Source organism: Kosakonia beeri (assembly GCF_054165705.1).
Window position 1 is genome coordinate 2,477,629 of record NZ_CM135106.1, and the last position, 20,188, is coordinate 2,497,816.

Consider the following 20,188-nt stretch of genomic DNA (forward strand, 5'->3'; position numbering starts at 1 on the left):
AAAATTTAACGTAAGAAGGGAAAGGATGCGCGCCAGGGAAAAAATTAAGGTTACGACTTCTCACTCATCGTGATTGATTAAGAATACATGATCTAATACTGGCGACGATGATAGCCCATTCGACCCTTTTCGGGCAGGCCAACCTGAAAAATAGCCCACCGCCGTCTGGCTGATGAAGCGGCAATTTTTTGATCTCGCCATATTTTTTGCCCCTCCGCTTTCCCGCCCGCTTTGCTATAACTTAAAGGCAATTCTGCACTCACAGGGACAAGCCCATGCGTACTCATGCATTAGTTAGCGTTGCCGTTGTTTCCGGCCTGCTGGCGTTATCAGGCTGTGCGTCAAAAGTGACTCAACCGGAAAAATATTCCGGTTTTTTAAAAGACTACTCAGGATTACAGCAAACTACCTCAGCCAGCGGCAAACCAGTGCTGCGTTGGGTCGCGCCAGGGTTTGATCCCGCCAAATACGACAGCATTGTCTACCACCCGGTTACCTACTATCCGGTCGCAAAACCGACCAGCCAGGTGAATCAGCAGGTGCTGGATGGCGTCCTAAATTACACCAACAGTAAACTGAAAGCCGCCGCCGCGTCCCGTAAACCGCTGGTTACTTCGCCCGGGCAACATAGCCTGATCTTCCGCGGCGCGATCACCGGGGTGGATGCCAGCAAACAGGGACTGCAATTCTATGAAGTGGTACCGGTTGCCATGGTGGTAGCCGGTACGCAAATGGCGACCGGCCATCGCACCATGAATACGCACCTCTATTTCGAAGGGGAACTGATTGATGCCCAGACCAACGCGCCCGTGCTAAAAGTGGTGCGTAAAGGACAGGGTAAAGATGTAAACAATGAAAACGCGCCGGTGACCGTCGACTCCCTGAAACAGGTTATCGATGATATGGCCACCGACGCCAGCATGTTCGACATCAACAAGCGCTGACGTTACGTCGCGACCGACGCCCGCTCAGCCAGGTTTCCGGGCGGGCGAACATCACCAGATTGCCGGTGAGGATCAACAGCAACCCGGCAATTGCCTGCGCATGCCAGACATAGCCTTCATAAAAGGTCGAAATGGTGAGCGCAACCAGCGGGAACAGCAAGGTACTGTACGCCGCTTTGCTGGCGCCGATGCGCCCGACCAGCGTGAAATAAGCCCCAAAACCGATAACCGACCCGAAAAGGGCCAGGTAGACCAGTGCGCCGAGGTAGCTGGTTGTCCATTGTGGCGTAAAATCATCGCCACGCAGCAGGCCAATCGTCCCCATAATTGCCGTGCCGTACAGCATGGCCCAGCTATTGGTGGTGATGGTTTCCAGGCCTTTGCGCTGATGACGCAGGCTTATCATATTGCCAAACGAGAAGCCGAGTGTGCCCAGCGCCGACAAACCAATCCCCAACAGCAGGGTGCTGCTCCAGCCGCTGGCGACCAAATCCTGCCAGAACAGTGTGACTATCCCCAGCAGACCCAGCGCCGCCGCCACAAAGAAACGCGTCGGAGGTTTTTGACCAAAAAAAAGGAAGCTATTAATGGCGTTAAATAACACCGCCATGGAAAAGATCACCGACTCCAGCCCGGTATTAATCCAGGCGGCCGCGGTGTAAAAACACCAGAAGTTAAATCCGAACACACAACCGCCTTGCAGCAGGCAAAACAGATGGTCGCGGAGCGGCAGGGCTCGCAGTTTGCGAAGCGCTGTCAGCACCAGCATCATCGTGGCCGTCGCCAGTGCAAAGCGCCAGAAGATCGACACCGGCGCAGGCACCGGGCCTTGTTGCAAGAAAATGGCTATCCAGGTCGTTCCCCAAATCACCACCACCAAAGCGTACAATAATGCGTTCATGTTTATTCCCGACTGAAAACGTAAGCCGGCATCATCACACGACAGTGTCAACGCCGCTTGCACCCGTCTGCGGCGGACTTGCATATTCTTGCGCTTTTATTGCCGTAAGGCTGGCGTCCGCCTCCGGCTATTTATAGACTGTCAGTCTGGTTGATTTATGATAATTCTCGTGAATGTCTGACGGTTACGAAGCCTTCGAAAACCTGCGCAAACACAACGCCGTATTGCACAATTCGGTGTCGCTCAACTCTGGGATCCAGCTGGCCGCATGGTCAAATAAACGCGATCACATCACCCAATACTGCGATCATCACACCCTCAGTTTGTATGTTGCCGACGGCTATGAGAGTTACCATAAAACCGCTTATGGCTGGAAAAACGGCGGTGGCCCGGATCGTTTCTGCCTGATGCCGAAAGAGAGTGAGTCGGTGTGGGATATTCGTGATGACTTATCGTTTGTGCATCTTTACTGCACGGATGAACATCTCCGCGAAGTAGGCGAAAAAGTGTGGGACAGAAGCCCGGCAACGTTCAGTCTGGATGAGAAAACATTCTCGCAGGACGCCCGCATTACCACACTCTATCGTCAGTTTTTACTCGACTGCGACTGGCAACAGAATGCCAATCAACTGACGTTAAGCACCGCCTCAACGTTGTTGTTAACGCACCTGGTGCAGCACTACAGTAATGTGCAGTGGCAATTGCCGACCGTGACCGGCGGGCTGGCACCCGCCGCATTGCGCAATGTGCTGGACTATATCGACGCCCATTTATCTGCGCCATTGCTGTTGTCTGACCTGGCGGCGCAGGTGTCGCTCAGCGAATACCACTTTGCGCGGATGTTTCGCCAGTCCATGGGCTTTGCGCCGCATCAGTTTGTGATGCAGCGGCGGCTGGCGCGGGCCAAAGACTTGCTGATCAACAGCAGTCAGCCGCTAACCACCATTGCGCTGGCCTGTGGGTTTAGTACTGCCAGTCACTTCAGTAATCGCTTTAAAGCCGCCATGGGCCTCACGCCGTCGCAGTTACGTGCGGCGCGCCAGCGCTAATGCGCCGTAGCATACGCCGCCCACCACCAGGCCCCAAAACGCAGACCCAATCCCCCAAACGCTGATGCCGCTGGCCGTAACCAGAAAGGTAACAACAGCCGCATCGCGGTCGTTCGCGTGGTTCAGTGCCTGGTGCAGACTGCCGCTAATCGTACCCAGCAAGGCGAGGCCGGCCAGCATCTGGATCCAACTGACCGGCAGCGCCGCCAGCAAGGCAGTAATTGAGCCGCCAAAGACCCCGGCCAGTAAATAGAACCCACCTGCTGCTGCCGCAGCCAGCCAGCGCTTACTGGCATCCGGGTGTGCATCCGGACTCTGGCAAATGGCCGCGGTGATAGCGGCAATGCAGATCGAATAGACACCAAAGGGCGACAGCAGAAGCGCCAGCAACCCCGTTATAACCATCAGAGGCGAGACAGCCACCCGATACCCTGCAGCTTGCAGGGTGGCAACGCCGGGCGCATTTTGCGAGGCCATCGTGACCAGAAAAAAGGGAATACCGATGCTTACCAGTGTCGTCCAGCGAAATTCCGGGGAGATATAGGCGGGGACAACAGTAGAAAAGGTGAGGTTTGTTGTAACCAACTCACCCCGGAAAAAGGCAACCAGCACGCCAACAAATAATGTTGCAACAATAGCATAGCGCGGTGCCAGGGCTTTACAGACCAGCCAGGCCAGTAGCATACTGCCGCACAATGCGAAATGCCCCTGTAATGTGCTAAAGGCCTGTAAGCCAAAACGGAGTAAAATCCCTGCCAGCATGGCCGACGCCAGCGTAGGGGGGATAATTTTCATTAGCCGGGCAAACAGGCCAGTCAGGCCACACAGCATAATGAGCGCGTTGGCAAAGATAAAAACACCCACCGCCTCGTGCAGGGAAATGCCCTGCAAACTGGTGGCGAGCAGTGCAGCGCCGGGGGTTGACCAGGCGGTCAGTACCGGCATGCGATACCCGATGCTCAGCGCCAGCGTACTTACCCCCATTCCCAGACCTAACGCGGTCATCCAGCCCGCGATTTGCGTAGCGGTTGCGCCAGCCGCAGAGGCTGCCTGCCAGATAATCGCCGCCGAGCTGGCATAACCGACCAGCACGGCAACAAAACCCGCCAGTATGCTGGTCAGCGGGAGCGGGGGATGTAAAGGCAGAGTGGCGAGGCGCATGGGTATTCCTTGTGCGTTATAGCATCCGGATAATTTACCATTGTGCGCTATAGCGCACAAGCAGACAGGAGGAGTCATGGATCTCACGCTTTATCTGGCAACAACGCTCAAACGTTTACGCCAGGAACGCGGCTGGAGTCTTTCCCGGTTGGCAGAAGAGACGGGCGTATCAAAGGCGATGCTTGGGCAGATCGAGCGCAATGAATCCAGCCCGACGGTGGCAACGCTATGGAAAATTGCCACCGGTCTGAATGTGCCGTTTTCAAGCTTTATAGCCCCGCCAGAAGGGCAAAATCCGCAGGCCTACGACCCCGATCAGCAGGCTATGGTGATCACGCCCATTTTCCCGTGGGATGAACAGCTCCATTTCGACCATTTTTCGATCACACTCGCGCCTGGGGCGCTAAGTGAATCAACGCCGCACGAAAAAGGGGTGATTGAGCATGTGGTTGTCATCAGCGGTGCGCTGGACATGTGCATTAATGGCCAGTGGAAAACACTGCCAGCCGGGAGCGGCGCACGTTTTGCTGGCGATGAAGCCCACGCTTACCGCAACAGCACTTCGCAGACTGCGCATTTTCATTCGCTGATCCATTACCCGAAAGAAAAAGCCGCAAACAAAACGCCTGCGGCAAATAACAACGACGATTAACAACGTGACGAGGAATGTCCGTAACATGACTCTACCCCGGTGGCGAACAGAGCGGAAATAGCGATTTCAACATTGCATTTCCAGCAGGCGCAAATTCACGGCTCAGCAGGTGGTGAAACGCCCCGGTTGTGACTACAATAGCCGCCATTTTGCACATAATGGATAACGACGATTGTATGCGCCTGCACCCTCATCATCTTGAACTCTTAAGCCCGGCCCGCGATACCGCTATCGCCCGCGAGGCCATTCTTCACGGCGCTGACGCTGTTTATATTGGGGGCCCTGGCTTCGGCGCACGCCACAACGCCGGAAACAGCCTGCGCGACATCGCCGAACTGGTGCCGTTTGCCCATCGTTATGGCGCAAAAATCTTTATCACCCTGAATACCATTCTCCATGATGACGAACTGGAACCGGCGCAGCAGTTAATTGGTGACTTATATCAGGCCGGGGTAGACGCGCTGATCGTCCAGGATATGGGCGTACTTGAACTGGATATTCCTCCGATAGAGCTGCACGCCAGCACCCAGTGCGATATTCGCAGCGTAGAGAAAGCCAAATTTCTGTCTGACGTCGGCTTTAGCCAGATCGTACTGGCGCGTGAACTGAACCTGGAGCAGATCCGCGCGATCCACAGCGCGACCGATGCCACCATTGAGTTCTTTATTCACGGCGCGTTATGCGTAGCCTACTCAGGACAGTGCAATATTTCACATGCGCAGACCGGGCGCAGCGCCAACCGTGGCGACTGCTCGCAGGCCTGCCGTTTACCTTACACGCTGAAAGACGATCAAGGGCGGGTAGTGGCCTATGAAAAACATCTGCTGTCGATGAAAGATAATGATCAGACCGCCAATCTGGCGGCGCTGATCGACGCGGGTGTGCGCTCCTTCAAAATTGAGGGGCGTTACAAAGATATGAGCTACGTGAAAAACATCACCGCGCACTATCGTCAGATGCTGGATGCCATTATTGAAGATCGCGGCGATCTGGCGCGCGCCTCTGCGGGTCGCACCGAACACTTCTTTATTCCGTCTACGGACAAAACCTTCCACCGTGGCAGCACCGATTACTTCGTGAATGCGCGTAAAATTGATATTGGTGCGTTTGATTCGCCGAAATTTATCGGCCTGCCGGTAGGCGAAGTTCTGAAGGTGGCGAAAGATCACCTTGATGTTGAAGTGACCGAACCGCTGGCTAACGGTGATGGGCTGAATGTGATGATCAAGCGCGAAGTAGTGGGTTTCCGCGTTAATGTTGCTGAGAAAACCGGGGAAAACCGTTATCGCGTTTTCCCTAATGAGATGCCAGAGGCGCTGAAAACCGTGCGTCCGCATCATGCGCTTAACCGCAATCTCGACCACAACTGGCAGCAGGCGTTGCTGAAAACCTCCAGTGAACGCCGTATCGGCATTGATATCGAACTGGGCGGCTGGCAGGAACAACTGGTGTTGACCCTGACCAGTGAAGATGGCGTTAGCGTGACGCATACGCTTGAAGGTCAATTTGACGAAGCGAATAACCCCGAAAAAGCACTGGAAAACTTGAAAGAAGGGCTGAGCAAATTGGGGCAAACCCGTTATTACGCGCAGACCGTGCAGGTGAATTTGCCAGGCGCGCTGTTTGTGCCGAACAGCTTATTGAATCAACTGCGTCGTGAAGCCGTTGAATTGCTGGAAGAAGCCCGACTGGCAAACTACCAGCGCGGCAGCCGCAAAGCGGTGTCAACACCCGCGCCGGTTTACCCCGAAACGCACCTTTCATTCCTCGCCAATGTGTACAACCATAAAGCACGTGAATTTTATCACCGCTATGGTGTGCAATTGATCGACGCAGCGTTCGAAGCGCATGAAGAGAAGGGTGATGTCCCGGTGATGATCACTAAGCACTGTCTGCGTTTTGCTTTTAACCTGTGCCCTAAACAGGCAAAAGGCAATATCAAGAGCTGGCGTGCAACGCCCATGCAGTTGATCCACGGCGACGAAGTGCTGACACTGCGTTTTGACTGCCGTCCGTGCGAAATGCATGTGGTAGGGAAAATTAAACATCACATTCTGAAAATGCCATTATCCGGCAGCGTGGTGGCATCGATAAGCCCCGATGAGTTGCTGAAAACCCTGCCAAAACATAAAAGCGTGTAGAAATATTCGCCTCCCTTTAGCTGGGCTCTCAAACGCGAGAGTCCAGCGCCCGAACCATAAAACTTCTTTGAACAGCGCCTTGCATTGTGAAGCACGATTTTGCCTGCGTTGAAGACTATCGTTTAAGACCCATCGGTTTTTATACGCTCAAACCAGGTTGCTTACAGTGCAGAGATGATAAAGCCCAGGAATGATGCCGTATCGATATTACGTTGTGCATCTTTGCAATTTTACACATATGGATTAGCATATGTGTAATTGAACGCTATCGAGGCTAAAAATGCGACATCCGGTTCAGCTTTTTAAAACGCTCTCCGACGAAACTCGCCTGTCGATTGTAATGCTCCTCCGTGAAGCGGGGGAGCTTTGCGTCTGCGATCTGTGTGCTGCAACAGGAGAGTCACAGCCAAAAATCTCCAGACATATGGCCATCCTGCGCGATCATGCGCTAGTGACTGACCGCCGGGAGGGAAAATGGATCCACTACCGCCTGTCTCCGCATATTCCGGCCTGGGCAGCCAGCATCATCGATACCAGCTGGAACTGCCAACGAAAGGATGTCCGCGAAAAGTTAAACGCGGCGGCGGCAGGTAACTGTTAAAAAACAAAAACACATTCATAAATTCATATGTGATGAGGTAAAAGATGTTACTGGCTGGCGTTATTTTTTTGCTCACGCTGGTGCTGGTTATCTGGCAGCCGAAGGGATTAAGCATCGGCTGGAGCGCCATTATCGGCGCTGCACTGGCAATGACCAGTGGTGTGATCCACATCAGTGATATCCCTGTGGTCTGGAATATTGTGTGGAATGCCACGGCGACCTTTATTGCCGTCATTATTATCAGCCTGCTGCTGGATGAATCCGGCTTTTTTGAATGGGCAGCACTGCATGTTGCGCGCTGGGGTAAGGGCCGCGGTCGTCTTCTTTTTACCTGGATCGTTTTACTGGGCGCAATGGCGGCGGCTCTGTTCGCCAATGATGGCGCTGCACTCATTCTCACACCGATCGTGATAGCCATGTTGCTGGCTCTCGGATTCAGCAAACGCGCCACGCTGGCATTTGTTATGGCGGCAGGATTTATTGCAGATACCGCCAGCCTGCCGCTTATTGTCTCTAATCTGGTTAATATTGTTTCGGCTGATTTTTTCCGGCTTGGATTCACTGAATATGCCGCAGTGATGGTTCCGGTGGACGTCGCAGCAATTGGCGCAACATTGGTTATGCTGCATTTTTTCTTCCGGCAGGATATTCCGCCAGTGTATGACCTTGCGAAGCTGAGGGAGCCCTCGCAGGCTATTAAGGATCTCGCGACATTCCGTACTGGCTGGATTGTCCTGCTGCTGCTTCTGGCCGGCTTTTTCATTCTGGAACCGCTGGGGATTCCGGTCAGTGCGATCGCTGCAACCGGTGCGGTTATTCTTTTTGCGGTAGCAAAAAAGGGCCACGCCATCAATACCGGGAAAGTGCTTCGTGGCGCGCCATGGCAAATAGTCGTTTTCTCGCTGGGAATGTATCTGGTCGTCTATGGATTGCGAAATGCCGGGTTAACTGGTTACCTCACAGGGATCCTGAATATGCTGGCGGGTCAAGGGTTATGGGCGACAACGATGGGAACAGGGTTTATCACCGCTTTTCTCTCTTCCGTGATGAATAATATGCCAACGGTGCTGATTGGCGCGCTCTCTATTGATGGCAGTTCGGCAACCGGTGTAATAAAGGCGGCGATGGTTTACGCCAATGTTATTGGCTGCGATCTTGGGCCAAAAATCACACCTATTGGCAGCCTGGCAACACTGCTCTGGCTGCATGTTCTGTCGCAGAAGAATATGCGTGTCACCTGGGGATATTATTTTCGCACCGGGATCGTCATGACGTTGCCGGTGCTGTTTATCACGCTGGCTGCACTGGCGCTGCGGCTCTCCTTAAGTCAGTAACTGGATACCTTCATGAGCACTATTACGATTTACCACAACCCTTCTTGCGGCACATCGCGCAACACGCTGGCGTTGATTCGCAACAGTGGCATTGAGCCGACAGTGATCCTTTACCTTGAAACACCACCGACACGTGGCGAGCTGGTTACACTCATCGCGGATATGGGTATCACGGTGCGGGAATTGCTGCGCCAGAATGTTGAACCTTATACGCTGCTGGGGCTTGCTGACGACAGATTCACGGACGAGCAACTTATTGATTTTATGCTTCAGCATCCCATCCTGATTAACCGACCGGTCGTGGTCACGCCCCTTGGCACGCGCCTTTGCCGTCCTTCGGAAGTGGTTCTGAATATTCTGCCGGATGCGCAGAAAGGCCCTTTCACAAAAGAGGACGGAGAAAAAGTGATAGATGAAGCAGGGAAACGGATCAAATAACTGTTTTAAAAAGTCGAAGCGGGTAGAGAGAAGAATACGTGCCAGGGGCAAATCAGACACTGTGTAAGGCTGCACAGGTGTTTGTGAATTAACACTCGAGGGTATATCAGGGGATCGGTGCGCCGCTGGCGCTGCGCTTATCGGGCCGACACACAGGTAAGCCCGCTAAGCGCAACACCGTACAACTCAATTAACGATGATCATCCGGCAGTGGCGGTTTTTTCTCGTGGTGCTTAGGTGGTTTTGCCGGTTTGTGTTTCGGCGGCAGCGGTTTTTTCTCAACACGATGATGATCATCTTTCGGCGGCACGGGCGGGTGATCGGCCGCAAAGATCATTGAAGAAAAACTCACCGCCACAACGGCAGACAGCAGGGCAATCTTTTTCATATCACGTCCTTTTTCGCACTATTGCGTGGCGAGAATTTGACGACAAAAAAGTGAAGGGATTATGGAGCCGATGCCGTTCGGGATTATTCCTGGCGGTCGCTGACGGCAGGCGGCAGATAGCGCCAGTAAGGCGGCTGGCCGAAACTGTCGAGTAAGAAATCGATCACCGTGCGGGTATTCAGCGACGGATATTTGCCGCCAGGATAGAGCAAGTAAAGGGATTGCTCAGTTGCAGAATAACTGACGGTGTAGTCCGGCATTAAGGCCACCAGCTCCCCTCGATTGAGTAACTCACCCACCTGCCAGTCGGGATAGAGCAGGATCCCCGCATCATTTTGCGCCGCCTGTAACAACAACTCCGCATTATCCGAGACAATTTTCGCCTGGGGTGAAAACTGATGGTGTTTTTCTCCCTGGCGGAAACGCCAGCGCTGTAACCCGGTTTTACCCCGATACGCCAGCAACTTATGCTGCTGCAATGCGTCTGGCGTGGTGGGTTCCCCGTGGCGTTGCACATACGCTGGCGTCGCCACCAGGTGGCAGCGCTGTGTGGCAATCACTCTGCCGTGCAGTTCCGAATCTTTTAGCGAAGCAATGCGGATCAGCAGATCGGTAGCGTCAGCGAACGGATCGATATAGTCATCATTCAGATTCAGTTCGATATTCAGACGTGGATAACGCTCGCTCAGTTCACTGATCCGCGGCCCGATATGGCGCAAACCAAAGGAGATAGGGGCGTTAATGCGGATCCGCCCGCCTGGTTCATCACGGCGTTCACCGAGCCGTGTTTGCGCATCAGCAAGTTGGGCAAGCATGACGCGGAAGGTTTCGGCGTAGATCTGCCCGGCATCGGTGGCGATCACCGCGCGGGTATTGCGATACAGCAGTTGCGTCTCCAGCGCCTGTTCCAGTTGCTGCACCACGCGAGACAATGAAGAAACGGCCATCCCTTCGTTACGCGCCACTGCAGAGAGGTTTCCTTCACGTACAATTGCCAGAAAGAGATGCATTGAACGGGCGCTAATTTGACTCAGGTTATTCATCTTTGCGTAATCTGCAATAGTCCATAGCGCATTGTAGTGTTTTTCCGGGTAAATCACATCGCTAAGATACGTGAACCTTCACCCAGGAGAGCATTATGAATCACTCAGTTTTGGCCTTTGATGAGACTGTTCGTCAGCGTTTTTCCGCCCGCGCCTTTTTACCAACCCCCCTGACGGATGAGCAAATCCAGGCGGTTTTGCAGGATGCGCAACATTCTCCCTCGAACTGCAACACACAGCCGTGGCATGTGCATGTGGTTTCCGGTGAAACGAAAAACCGGCTGAGCAAGCTAATGACCACAAACGATCTTAACGGCGTGCAGACACCGGATTTCAGCTTCGCTTATGAAGATTTTCATGGCAATTACCTTGAGCGAGCCTACGAACAAGCACGACTGTACTACGACGCCATCGGCATTGCCCGGGACGATAAAGCGCGTCGTCAGGAGGCTTATCTGCGTAATTACCAGTTTTTTAATGCCCCACACGCCGCGTTTCTGTTTATGCCTTCATTTGGCGATAACATTCGCGTTGCGTCAGATATCGGCATGTATGCGCAAAGTTTTTTGCTGTCGCTGACGGCTCGCGGTTTTGCCGGCATTCCGCAAACCCTGCTGGGGTTCCACGCCGATATGATCCGCGCCGAACTGGGGGTTGCCGATGATTACCGTCTGCTGTTTGGTATTTCGTTTGGCTATGCCGATACCCGCGCACCGTCAGCGGCCACGCGTATGCCGCGTATTCCGGTCAGTGAAAGCGTGGTAATGCACAATTGAGTGAATCTGATGCCGGATAAAAACCCCGGCATCGTTTTAATTATGCGACTGCTTGTTGTTTCGCATCCGGGTTGTCGCGCTGTTCGAGCTTTGCAATCAGCCGGTCAGCCACATTGGCAGACCACGCGGCAATTGTCAGACTCGGCGCACCGCCAGGAGAGGCGGGCAGTGCCGCAGAATCGGCAACGTATAAGCCCGGATGATCAAACACTTCGCCATCGGCACCTACCACACCATCCCGGTTTGACGTGCCGAGACAGGCTCCTCCCATCGGATGGACGGTGACCGGATCCCGCGGTGCATAAATTTTCGTGTTGGTGCGGCTTTTAATGTTGGCGAGCTCATCATGAATATCTGCATAAATGCTGTTGTCATGCTGGTTGTAGCTGATGGTAAATTTTCCGTCTTTTGTGGTAACCCTGCCGTTACTGTCATCACCGCCAAAGGCAATAATGACCGACTGTTTGCGTAACCAGCGCTTTAAGAAGGACGGCATTGGCACTGCGTCTATGCCCTGGATACTGGCGCGCAGAACAATGACGCGATCGTTCGTCGAATCCTTCAGGCGAAAAGGTGAGGCGATAGGCATCCCTTGTGAAAGATCGGTGCTGCTGTTTTCTTTCCAGACACCGAAGAAATCGCCATTACCGCTAAATTTATGCCCAAGGCGTGGCATGCCCGCCAGCCCCTGTTCCGTGTCGCGGCTGCGTAGCAGTAATCGCAGGGTATTTAACGCACCCGCCGCCAGGATCACATGCTCCGCGTGTACCGACTCCACACGGCCACTGCGATGATCCCGGTAACGTACTTCATAGCGCATAGCGCTGTTCTGTTGCGGCTCAGTCTGATGGATAGACAGTGCTTCACATAGATCCTCCACGACGAGGCCTTGTTTTATCGCTGGCCATAAGAAGAGAAAATCAAGCGTTGTTTTTGCACCGGAAGGTGACCCCAGGAAGCTGTTATTTTTCATGTCGCACTCCCAACGCTCAACCCCGTTATGGTCGGTTATTTTTGTCGGTTTGCCGGGTTGTTCAGGTACCAGCATGCCAATCGCCGGGTCACCGAGAGGCGTGAGTAAGCCATCGTAATTCGCTTCTTCAAGGCGGTTAGGTGCGCGATCTGCTGCGGTCAACGGGCGGGCATTAAAAGCGCGAATGATCTCGTCGTAGTAGGGGGCCATCGATTGCTGGCTTATCTCCGGGTGGTGATTATCCCAGTAGTCAGCGGCGAGCGGCCGCTCGAGAAAACCGGCGTAAACATGGCTACCGCCGCCCACACTCGAAGAGCAGAGAATGTTAATGCCTTTTCCCGCATAAGCCTCAATGAAGCCCTTTTTATTCACGGTGAAGGTTTTTTTGAACAGGTGTGAGCCCACCGTACGAAGACCGTGGGTAAAAATCTTCGCGCCCTGAGGGAGCGGAACGAGATTTTTCAGGCCGAGAGAACGGTTTGGCACCGTATCGCGCCAGGGACCGCGCTCCAACATCAGAACATCGCGACCCGCAGCAGCCAGGCGTTTTGCAGCAATAGCGCCACCAAAACCGCTGCCAATAATCAGCACTTCAACTTGCTTTGCCATTGACCTACCTTTTGACTGATCCCACGGAAGAACAAATATATTGAAATCCAGATGGGAGGGTGAGAAGGACGGAGCGTCTAACGCAGTCAGCTCCGCTTACAGACGAGCACGGTGTGCGCTAACAACGACATAGTGCAGACGGGGCCTGCTGGTGAAGCTCTTCGAGCAATCGGTCGGCAACATGGGCTGCCCAGACAGCGATTGTCAGACTGGGTGGTCTGCCTGGAGAGGAGGGCAGCGCTGCGGCATCGGCGATATAGATTCCCGGGTTGTCAAAAACCTCGCCATTAGCGCCAATAACACCGTCCAGATTGGACGTTCCCAGACATGCTCCCCCCAAAGGCTGCACGGTAACCGGCGAAGAAGGGGACACTATTCGCGTCCCGGTCCGGGTTTGTATCTCACGGATTTCGTGTTCAATTTCCCGATACACGACGCTATCCGCTTTGTTGTAGGTAATATCGAGCTTTCCTCGTTTCATTGTTATCACGCCGTTATTGTTGTCTTTACCCAGCGCAACGATAAACGAATTCCTGCGAAGCCAATTTTTGAGCCGCGCCGGTAACGGCATCTCATCCATCCCCTGGATCGCGGCACGCAAAACCTGAACAGATCCGCTGTCAGAATTTTCCACCCTGAAGGGGCCGGTAAGCGGCAAGCCTTTTGAGAGATCGTGGGGGCTGTTCTCTTTCCAGAAGCCAAAATAGCCACCATTAGTGCCAAAGCCCAGACCCAGCCGCGGCATGCCTACAAGACCATTGATGGCGTTACGGCTGTTCATCAGCAGACGAACCGTGTTTAAGCAACCTGCCGCTAAAATAAGGTGCCTGGCCTGCACGACTTCATCCGTATTGCGATGATGATTGCGATAGCGAATTTCATAGCGCATATCTTCAGCCTGGTGGGGGCATAATTTATGAATGCCTGTCACTTCGCACATATCACGCACTGCCAGCCCCTTGCGCATCGCCGGCAAGATAACGGAAAAATCAAGCGTCGTTTTCGCACCGGAAGGGGAACCAAGGATACTGTTATTGAGATATTCACACTCCCGGCGTGCCACGCCGTACGCATCCACGACGTTGGCGGCGTGACCGGGGATTTGCGGAAGTAATATGCCGATAAAAGGATTTGCCAGTCCGTGGGTGGATAACACGCCTGCATAGTTCGTATGGTTAATATTATTGGGAATATTATCTTCAACCCTGACAGGCCGGGCCTGCAGAAGATCGATGATTTCGGCGTAATAGGAGTCCATTGACGCTTTACTAATTAAAGGGTGTCGATGTGCCCAATAATCAGGATCGGCAGGTTTTGCCAGCATAGCAGCATAAACATGGCTCCCTCCGCCAACGCTGGATGAGCAAATAACATGAATACCTTTGCCGCTATACGCTTCAATAAAGCCTTTTTTATTCAACCGGATCGGTTTTTTTAATCGATGTGATCCTATCGAGCGAAGCGCACAGGTGAATGCCTTTGTACCCTGTGGCAAAGGGGCCAGATTAGCCATTCCTGCAGAGCGATTGGGAACCGTGTCGCGCCAGGGCCCTCGCTCAAGCATCAGAACATCTCGACCGGCATCAGCCAGCCGTTTTGCGGCTATCGCACCGCCAAAACCACTGCCTATGACGACTGTTTCAACCTGCTTTTTCATAAAAATACCCTGGATATAAAGCATCAGATTTCACACATCTCTGCTGCGAGGCTGCCGCTAAAAAATGGGCGCAAACGTTATGAGGTTATTATTGTGTTAACTAGAAACTTATTATTTGTTGCGCAGCGATTGTCTGGAGTAAAAGCAGATGCAACAAGTTATATAATCTATCTGCAGCGTAAAGAATTTCTTTTTAAAACTTAAATGACCGATTTAATTTGGTTTTTTTAACGAAAAAACATCATGCTGACAATTTTTCACAATATAAGTGAATTCGCTTCATCGCATATTTTGCGAGAGATTCTCTCGGGTGCTGAAAACCAAATAATCATGACGCATGGCGATGATCAGATATCGCCATGCTTAGGAGAAATGAAAGGTAAACCTGCCGTCAGAACACGCGAGAAATATACACCACGATTACAGGCGCTTCATGGCGAAGATGCCCGCAAACATTGCCCCTGTCATGACAATAGCCACTAACAGATACATGACGGCATGAAAATTATGGGTCAGGCTCAATGTAAAGCCTATCATGACAGGGGATAAGGCGCCGAAGCCCACCGCCATTCCATTTAGTGCACCCGCCGCAGAAGAAATAGCTTCACCAGGCACCATGCCCTGTAACAGAGTAAAGACGCACGGGAGCTGCATGGATGATGCACCAATGCCGAACGAAATCATTATCGCGGCGAGGTAATTATTATCAATATTCACCCCACAGAAAATGGCAGTCGCGCATAGCAGGGCGGATATCAGCATTATCATCCCTTTCTTACCCGTGCGATCAACGGCGATTCCCGAAATGATTTTAAATAACAGACCAAAAATAAAAGGCAGTGAGGATACCCACCCGACATTTCCCCATGAGAACCCTCGCTCAGTATTTAAATAGGTAGGTAACCAGGTGACCACCCCCCAGGACAGCATTGAATTAGATGCAAATATAATGACTAACATCCAGAAATACGTATTGGTGAGGTAAATTTTTGTTCGGGCCAGCAGAGATGCTTTTTCTTTTACCTGCGGCGCTTTTCCTTCATCGGAATGATCCTCTTCAATGATTGCCAGTTCGCGTGCATTAATAAATTTGTTTTCCCGGGGAGTGTTGGAGGTAAAGAAATAGATCAATAACAGGGGAAGCAGGCTTAACGCAAAAGAGAAGTAAAAGGTATAACGCCAGGAGTATGCGGCAATGATCCACGTAAATATCGGCATCGCGATCGCCGGAGACAACGACTGGCCCAGAATCCAGGCCGTATTCGCTCTTCCTCGCTCTCTTGGTGGGAACCAGTTTTTAACGAACGTATTCTGCATCGGGTAATACAGCCCTTCGCCCACACCTAATAAAATGCGCGTGCCGATTAAAAAGCCAAAGAAGCTTGATATACCGCCCAGAATCAGCGAAACACTGATAATGAGATACGCGATGAGCATAGCTTTGCGGGGGCCAATAAAATCACCAATAGGGCTTAAAATAACGTTGGAGATGCCGTAAGTTATCAGGAACATGCTCATTAATAACCCGATGTAGACCGGTTTGCCGGCAAGTCCCATTTCGGTCAGAAAATGTGTATTTGCTGCAATTATCGATATGTTAACGCGGTCCAGATAAATCACGGAAAGGCTTAGGAACAGGATCGACAAAACAAAGAATCGCTGTTTTGTCGGCTTTTGTACTGACGAGGAAAAAGAGACGTTATCGGAAAGATCATAGTCATTATTCATGTTATTTTCCTTATTTTTCTGACGCGAAGAAAAAGACTTCTTTCATGTCAGAATGAATATAAAGAACAACCATCATTTTTATTTATTACCAAACCTGGCGTTAACGTTGGGCTTCCGTTAAAAACCAGTTACGCGCGAGCCTGTCCCAAAAAACGGCGCCTAACGCCAGATTGTTATCATTAAAATCATAGGCAGTACTGTGCAGTGCTTTGCCTGAACTTGCCGCATCGCTTTCGCCATTGCCAATCCAGCCGTAGGCACCCGGCACTTCCTGCAACATGAAACCAAAATCCTCTGCCGTCATCGCCGGGAGAACGTTGCTGTCCGCATTTGCATCACCCACCACGTCACGCATGATACGCGCCATAAAGCGGGCTTCTTTTGGGTGGTTAGTGGTGTTGGGATAACCTCCGCTATTGATCAACACTTCCGCCTGGGCGAAATGGGCTTCGGCAATATGGCGTGAAATGCGTTTAACCCCGTCCAGGAGGAACGTTTGCGATGCGCTGGTCAGGGTCCGGCAAGTACCATAAATTTTCGCTTCGGCAGGAATGATATTGGGCGACGTACCCGCTTCGATTTTGCCTATCGTAAGTACCACGGAGTCCAGCGGGTCAATACTGCGCGCCACTAAGCTCTGCAATTGCGAAACGATAGAGCAGGCAATGGGAACGGGATCAATCGTCGAATGTGGCAGGGCCGCATGCCCGCCTTTACCGCGCACGATGATTTCGAAGGTTACGCCGGAAGCCATAATCGGGCCGCTTCTTACACCCATTTTCCCTTGCGGCAGATCTGGCCAATTATGTAAGGCAAAAACAGCCTGGCAAGGGAAGTGCGTGAAAAGCCCCTCATCCATCATGATCCGTGCGCCAGCACCGCCTTCTTCACCCGGTTGAAAAATAAGGTGCACCGTACCGTCAAAATCACGGTCCTGAGAAAGGAGTTCTGCCGCGCCCAGCAGCATCGCAGTATGCCCGTCATGCCCGCAAGCGTGCATGCGCCCGGGGTGTTGACTTGCATAAGCAAGCTGATTCGTTTCTTGCATGGGAAGGGCATCAATGTCCGCCCGGATGCCCAACGCCGGGCCAGGATTTTCAGCGCTACGGTGACGCCCATAAAGTGTGGCCACGATGCCGGTGGTTGCCAGACCACGCTCGTGAGGAATATCTAATGCTGTCAGTCTGGCGGAAATTTTGTCTGCTGTGCGGTGCTCCTCGAATTTTAACTCCGGGTGCATATGAAGATCCCGGCGAAATTCGATGAGTTGTTTTACGTCCAGATTTATCGTTTTTTTATCGAACATAGGGTATGTCTCAATATTTTATTACGTTGTAGAGGTTAGGGTTCTGCCAATGCTTTCTCATTTATGCATTGTCAAATCTTTCAGTATTTCAATAACAAAGAGAGATTTCCCGGCTGTGTACAGAGCTTGAATTCTCTCGGGAGTAATGATAGAAATAGTGTGGTATGCCGTAAAATACCTTTTAAACATCTCACCCATACCGATGAGGTATAGCCATGGAATTGCGTCAGTTTCGCTATTTCACCGCCGTGGCAAAACTTGGCAGTATCAGCCATGCCGCACAGGAACTACACATTGCGCAGCCCGCGTTGACCCGCCAAATTCAACGGCTGGAAGAGGAGTTAGGGGTTTTATTGTTTGAGCGAACGGCTCGGGGAGTAAAACTTACCGATGCAGGCAACCAGTTTATAGTGGATGCAGCCAGGTTGCTTGATGACGCAGCCATGGCCAGAGAACGCGCAATTCGCGCATCGAGAGGGGAATGCGGCAATATTTCGCTCGCGCTTCCCGTTATACAAAACGCCGCGCCGTCTATTACCTCCCTGTTAAAAAAATACAGACAGCAAGCGCCGAATGTCGGCATTACGCTGCATCATCTTATTTCGGAGATACAACTGGCAAAAATAGCGGAAGGGCAACTGGACGCCGGTTTTCTGTTATTCCGCCCACAGGATGACCCTTTATTTGAAGGGATCCCCATATTTAAAGAAAAAATGTTATTAGCCTATCCCGCTGAGTGGACATGGCCGAATAATAAAAAACCACGCTGCCTGAAAGACCTGCAAGATCTGGACTTTATCTGGATACCGCGAACAGCCGCACCCGCATGGCATGACAGGCTAATACATTGTTTTTTTGATGCCGGGTTTACACCACGTTCAGTCATGCACGGCGTGGATGCGGTTTCCATGTTAACGTTAGTTGCCGCCGGCATGGGGTGTACCGTCGTTGCAGAAGGAACCCGCCATTTTGCTCCTCCCAGTGTGGCTTTCACCACACTGTCTGATTTAACAATTGAGCAAGAGTGGGAATTAGTGTGGCGTAAAGATCGCTGTTCTGCGGTATTAAAACGTCTGATCAGCATGATCTGAAACAGGGGCAAATTCATTTACTCGCCAATCCTGCATGAGTTTCGGCAGGTTGCTCTTGCCACTTTCGCCGTAAATCTTTGCTTACCTAAATATTCTTTAATTGGCTTGCAGAAATCATCTGTGCTCGTAATAACTATTGCGCACTCACGCTAACACCACCCAGGCTATCCATCATGCGCAACGTTATTCGTCCTCGTCTGCCACTCCGGTTGTTCACAGCGGCCTTACTGTTTATCTCTTTTGGTGGCCGCGCCGGAGTGGTAGCTGACCCACCGGCGCATCAACAAATCCCCGGGCTGATACGAGAACCACTGTGGCTGGCCGTCACCTTAGACAATGGCCAGCCAGCCTTACTGGACGCTTTTGTTACCCGCCCGGAGAGTGCTAAACCGTTGCCAGTTGCGCTAATCACGAATGGCACGGCGGGTACGGCAGAGTTTGACCGCTGGGAAATCAACCCCAATCGCTATGCAGCTACCGCGATCGCATTCGCCCGCCACGGTTATGCGGCTGTGGTCGTCCTGCGCCAGGGGTATGGTCACTCCAGCGGTGCCGCAGAATACACCGGGGGATCCTGCGCTCAGCCCAGGCATCAGCAAGCCGCAGAGCAGGATACCCGCAACATAGTTGCCGCACTGGACGCCGTACGTCATCAGCCCTGGGCTGCGCCTGATAACGCACTACTGGCGGGCATGTCTTCAGGCGGGTTCGCGGTAATCGCAGCGGGTGCGGTAAATCCGCCAGGCGTTAAAGCCGTCATTAATTTTGATGGCGGAAGAGGCGCCATCGACGGCAAATCACTCTGTGATAAAGCCGGATTATTAAAAACCTTTACCGCATTCGGCAAAACCACACAACTGCCCACGCTATGGCTGTATGCCAGCAACGACCATTCGTTTACGCCGGAGATGGGAAAAGCGATGTACGCCCGCTGGCAACAGGCGGGAGGCCGTGGCGAATTTGTGACCATGCCTGCATTTGGCAATGATGGGCATGTGTTTATGGACTCCGCACCGGAAAATTTCTGGTGGAACCGGGTCGCCCAATTTTTACAGGCGCAACATCTGCCTTACCTGGAGGTCGCCGGGCTTCCCGACCCCCAGCTTGAAGTACCTGCAGCGCTTAACGCTGCCGGGAAAAAGGCTTTTCGGGCTTATGAAAGCACCCAGCGCTATGAAAAAGCGTTTGCTGTTGATCAGCAGGGGGACTGGGGGGCTGCGTATTGGGCGCGAACCAGTCAGGAGGCCGCCTCAACCGCGCTGAATCTGTGCGCACAGCAGCAACCGCAGAGTGTTGCGGCCTGCAGACTGTATGCGGTCAACAATCACCGCGTTTCGCAGACCGAGTAAACCGGGACGGGCAGGCCATAACGGCTTTGCTGCGGGGCAGTTCACCA

At 52.5% G+C, this 20,188-nt stretch carries 18 protein-coding genes; 10 read left to right on the forward strand and 8 right to left on the reverse strand.

Translation table 11 applies throughout. The features are described from left to right. Nucleotides 1-275: 275 nt before the first annotated feature. Nucleotides 276-944, forward strand: a complete 669-nt coding sequence (locus ACUY4S_RS11860) for a DUF3313 domain-containing protein (RefSeq protein ID WP_312686538.1) — start codon at nucleotides 276-278, stop codon at nucleotides 942-944. On the opposite strand, the gene ACUY4S_RS11865 is transcribed toward ACUY4S_RS11860, so the two are convergent. Further along, complete coding sequence (locus ACUY4S_RS11865) at nucleotides 931-1,845, reverse strand: DMT family transporter (protein WP_458023480.1); 915 nt, start codon at nucleotides 1,843-1,845, stop codon at nucleotides 931-933. The two genes, ACUY4S_RS11860 and ACUY4S_RS11865, sit on opposite strands and share 14 nt — an antisense overlap. Nucleotides 1,846-2,018: 173 nt before the next feature. On the opposite strand from ACUY4S_RS11865, the gene ACUY4S_RS11870 reads away from it, so the two are divergent. After that, complete coding sequence (locus tag ACUY4S_RS11870; protein WP_312686535.1) at nucleotides 2,019-2,894, forward strand: helix-turn-helix domain-containing protein; 876 nt, start codon at nucleotides 2,019-2,021, stop codon at nucleotides 2,892-2,894. On the opposite strand, the gene ACUY4S_RS11875 is transcribed toward ACUY4S_RS11870, so the two are convergent. Continuing rightward, nucleotides 2,871-4,055: a benzoate/H(+) symporter BenE family transporter gene (locus tag ACUY4S_RS11875; RefSeq protein WP_312686533.1), complete on the reverse strand. Its 1,185-nt coding sequence runs from the start codon at nucleotides 4,053-4,055 to the stop codon at nucleotides 2,871-2,873. The two genes, ACUY4S_RS11870 and ACUY4S_RS11875, sit on opposite strands and share 24 nt — an antisense overlap. A 76-nt stretch (nucleotides 4,056-4,131) precedes the next feature. On the opposite strand from ACUY4S_RS11875, the gene ACUY4S_RS11880 reads away from it, so the two are divergent. The 5 genes from ACUY4S_RS11880 (at nucleotide 4,132) to arsC (ending at nucleotide 9,221) form a co-directional block, all read left to right on the forward strand. Beyond that, complete coding sequence (locus tag ACUY4S_RS11880) at nucleotides 4,132-4,707, forward strand: helix-turn-helix domain-containing protein (RefSeq protein ID WP_312686531.1); 576 nt, start codon at nucleotides 4,132-4,134, stop codon at nucleotides 4,705-4,707. A gap of 176 nt (nucleotides 4,708-4,883) precedes the next feature. Beyond that, the gene (locus ACUY4S_RS11885; protein ID WP_312686529.1) at nucleotides 4,884-6,848 is read left to right on the forward strand and encodes a peptidase U32 family protein; all 1,965 of its coding nucleotides are present in this window, start codon (nucleotides 4,884-4,886) and stop codon (nucleotides 6,846-6,848) included. Between the two features lie 280 nt (nucleotides 6,849-7,128). Further along, nucleotides 7,129-7,449 (forward strand): metalloregulator ArsR/SmtB family transcription factor, encoded by a 321-nt coding sequence (locus ACUY4S_RS11890; protein ID WP_312686527.1) that lies wholly within the window; start codon nucleotides 7,129-7,131, stop codon nucleotides 7,447-7,449. 44 nt (nucleotides 7,450-7,493) lie between these two features. Beyond that, entirely contained in the window at nucleotides 7,494-8,783 is a 1,290-nt protein-coding gene (locus ACUY4S_RS11895) for an arsenic transporter (protein WP_458022762.1), read from the forward strand. 12 nt (nucleotides 8,784-8,795) lie between these two features. Continuing rightward, nucleotides 8,796-9,221, forward strand: coding sequence for a glutaredoxin-dependent arsenate reductase (gene arsC / locus ACUY4S_RS11900; protein WP_312686522.1), 426 nt, complete (start codon nucleotides 8,796-8,798; stop codon nucleotides 9,219-9,221). 190 nt (nucleotides 9,222-9,411) lie between these two features. Here the strand turns inward: arsC and ACUY4S_RS11905 are convergent, their stop codons facing one another. Together ACUY4S_RS11905 and ACUY4S_RS11910 are read right to left on the reverse strand one after the other, a co-directional pair. Then, a complete protein-coding gene (locus tag ACUY4S_RS11905; RefSeq protein WP_458022761.1) occupies nucleotides 9,412-9,609 on the reverse strand; it encodes a hypothetical protein in 198 nt (65 codons plus the stop codon). 83 nt (nucleotides 9,610-9,692) lie between these two features. After that, nucleotides 9,693-10,652 (reverse strand): LysR family transcriptional regulator, encoded by a 960-nt coding sequence (locus ACUY4S_RS11910; RefSeq protein WP_458022760.1) that lies wholly within the window; start codon nucleotides 10,650-10,652, stop codon nucleotides 9,693-9,695. 95 nt (nucleotides 10,653-10,747) lie between these two features. Between ACUY4S_RS11910 and ACUY4S_RS11915 the strand changes: the two genes are divergently transcribed. Continuing rightward, nucleotides 10,748-11,428 (forward strand): nitroreductase, encoded by a 681-nt coding sequence (locus tag ACUY4S_RS11915; protein WP_312686517.1) that lies wholly within the window; start codon nucleotides 10,748-10,750, stop codon nucleotides 11,426-11,428. A 40-nt stretch (nucleotides 11,429-11,468) separates the two neighbouring features. Here ACUY4S_RS11915 and ACUY4S_RS11920 read toward each other — a convergent pair whose 3' ends face one another. From ACUY4S_RS11920 to ACUY4S_RS11935, 4 genes are all read right to left on the reverse strand, one after another. After that, nucleotides 11,469-13,010 (reverse strand): GMC oxidoreductase, encoded by a 1,542-nt coding sequence (locus ACUY4S_RS11920; RefSeq protein ID WP_458022759.1) that lies wholly within the window; start codon nucleotides 13,008-13,010, stop codon nucleotides 11,469-11,471. 118 nt (nucleotides 13,011-13,128) lie between these two features. Further along, nucleotides 13,129-14,667, reverse strand: coding sequence for a GMC oxidoreductase (locus ACUY4S_RS11925; RefSeq protein ID WP_312686514.1), 1,539 nt, complete (start codon nucleotides 14,665-14,667; stop codon nucleotides 13,129-13,131). A gap of 420 nt (nucleotides 14,668-15,087) precedes the next feature. Then, on the reverse strand, nucleotides 15,088-16,395 hold the full coding sequence (locus tag ACUY4S_RS11930) for an MFS transporter (protein WP_458022758.1): 1,308 nt from the start codon (nucleotides 16,393-16,395) through the stop codon (nucleotides 15,088-15,090). Between the two features lie 100 nt (nucleotides 16,396-16,495). After that, nucleotides 16,496-17,701, reverse strand: a complete 1,206-nt coding sequence (locus tag ACUY4S_RS11935) for a M20 aminoacylase family protein (protein WP_312686511.1) — start codon at nucleotides 17,699-17,701, stop codon at nucleotides 16,496-16,498. Between the two features lie 215 nt (nucleotides 17,702-17,916). Between ACUY4S_RS11935 and ACUY4S_RS11940 the strand changes: the two genes are divergently transcribed. Together ACUY4S_RS11940 and ACUY4S_RS11945 are read left to right on the forward strand one after the other, a co-directional pair. Continuing rightward, nucleotides 17,917-18,792 carry a LysR family transcriptional regulator gene (locus ACUY4S_RS11940; protein WP_458022756.1) on the forward strand — a complete coding sequence of 292 codons (876 nt, stop codon included), beginning with the start codon at nucleotides 17,917-17,919 and terminating at the stop codon, nucleotides 18,790-18,792. Between the two features lie 173 nt (nucleotides 18,793-18,965). Beyond that, nucleotides 18,966-20,141 (forward strand): dienelactone hydrolase family protein, encoded by a 1,176-nt coding sequence (locus ACUY4S_RS11945; RefSeq protein ID WP_458022755.1) that lies wholly within the window; start codon nucleotides 18,966-18,968, stop codon nucleotides 20,139-20,141. The last annotated feature ends 47 nt before the right edge of the window (nucleotides 20,142-20,188 follow it).

What these genes read in the sequence shown, in the direction of transcription:
- ACUY4S_RS11860 (WP_312686538.1), top strand. Translation starts at nt 276, where the DNA reads ATGCGTACTCATGCATTAGTTAGCGTTGCCGTTGTTTCCGGCCTGCTG.
- ACUY4S_RS11865 (WP_458023480.1), bottom strand. Translation starts at nt 1,845, where the DNA reads ATGAACGCATTATTGTACGCTTTGGTGGTGGTGATTTGGGGAACGACC.
- ACUY4S_RS11870 (WP_312686535.1), top strand. Translation starts at nt 2,019, where the DNA reads ATGTCTGACGGTTACGAAGCCTTCGAAAACCTGCGCAAACACAACGCC.
- ACUY4S_RS11875 (WP_312686533.1), bottom strand. Translation starts at nt 4,055, where the DNA reads ATGCGCCTCGCCACTCTGCCTTTACATCCCCCGCTCCCGCTGACCAGC.
- ACUY4S_RS11880 (WP_312686531.1), top strand. Translation starts at nt 4,132, where the DNA reads ATGGATCTCACGCTTTATCTGGCAACAACGCTCAAACGTTTACGCCAG.
- ACUY4S_RS11885 (WP_312686529.1), top strand. Translation starts at nt 4,884, where the DNA reads ATGCGCCTGCACCCTCATCATCTTGAACTCTTAAGCCCGGCCCGCGAT.
- ACUY4S_RS11890 (WP_312686527.1), top strand. Translation starts at nt 7,129, where the DNA reads ATGCGACATCCGGTTCAGCTTTTTAAAACGCTCTCCGACGAAACTCGC.
- ACUY4S_RS11895 (WP_458022762.1), top strand. Translation starts at nt 7,494, where the DNA reads ATGTTACTGGCTGGCGTTATTTTTTTGCTCACGCTGGTGCTGGTTATC.
- arsC (WP_312686522.1), top strand. Translation starts at nt 8,796, where the DNA reads ATGAGCACTATTACGATTTACCACAACCCTTCTTGCGGCACATCGCGC.
- ACUY4S_RS11905 (WP_458022761.1), bottom strand. Translation starts at nt 9,609, where the DNA reads ATGAAAAAGATTGCCCTGCTGTCTGCCGTTGTGGCGGTGAGTTTTTCT.
- ACUY4S_RS11910 (WP_458022760.1), bottom strand. Translation starts at nt 10,652, where the DNA reads ATGAATAACCTGAGTCAAATTAGCGCCCGTTCAATGCATCTCTTTCTG.
- ACUY4S_RS11915 (WP_312686517.1), top strand. Translation starts at nt 10,748, where the DNA reads ATGAATCACTCAGTTTTGGCCTTTGATGAGACTGTTCGTCAGCGTTTT.
- ACUY4S_RS11920 (WP_458022759.1), bottom strand. Translation starts at nt 13,010, where the DNA reads ATGGCAAAGCAAGTTGAAGTGCTGATTATTGGCAGCGGTTTTGGTGGC.
- ACUY4S_RS11925 (WP_312686514.1), bottom strand. Translation starts at nt 14,667, where the DNA reads ATGAAAAAGCAGGTTGAAACAGTCGTCATAGGCAGTGGTTTTGGCGGT.
- ACUY4S_RS11930 (WP_458022758.1), bottom strand. Translation starts at nt 16,395, where the DNA reads ATGAATAATGACTATGATCTTTCCGATAACGTCTCTTTTTCCTCGTCA.
- ACUY4S_RS11935 (WP_312686511.1), bottom strand. Translation starts at nt 17,701, where the DNA reads ATGTTCGATAAAAAAACGATAAATCTGGACGTAAAACAACTCATCGAA.
- ACUY4S_RS11940 (WP_458022756.1), top strand. Translation starts at nt 17,917, where the DNA reads ATGGAATTGCGTCAGTTTCGCTATTTCACCGCCGTGGCAAAACTTGGC.
- ACUY4S_RS11945 (WP_458022755.1), top strand. Translation starts at nt 18,966, where the DNA reads ATGCGCAACGTTATTCGTCCTCGTCTGCCACTCCGGTTGTTCACAGCG.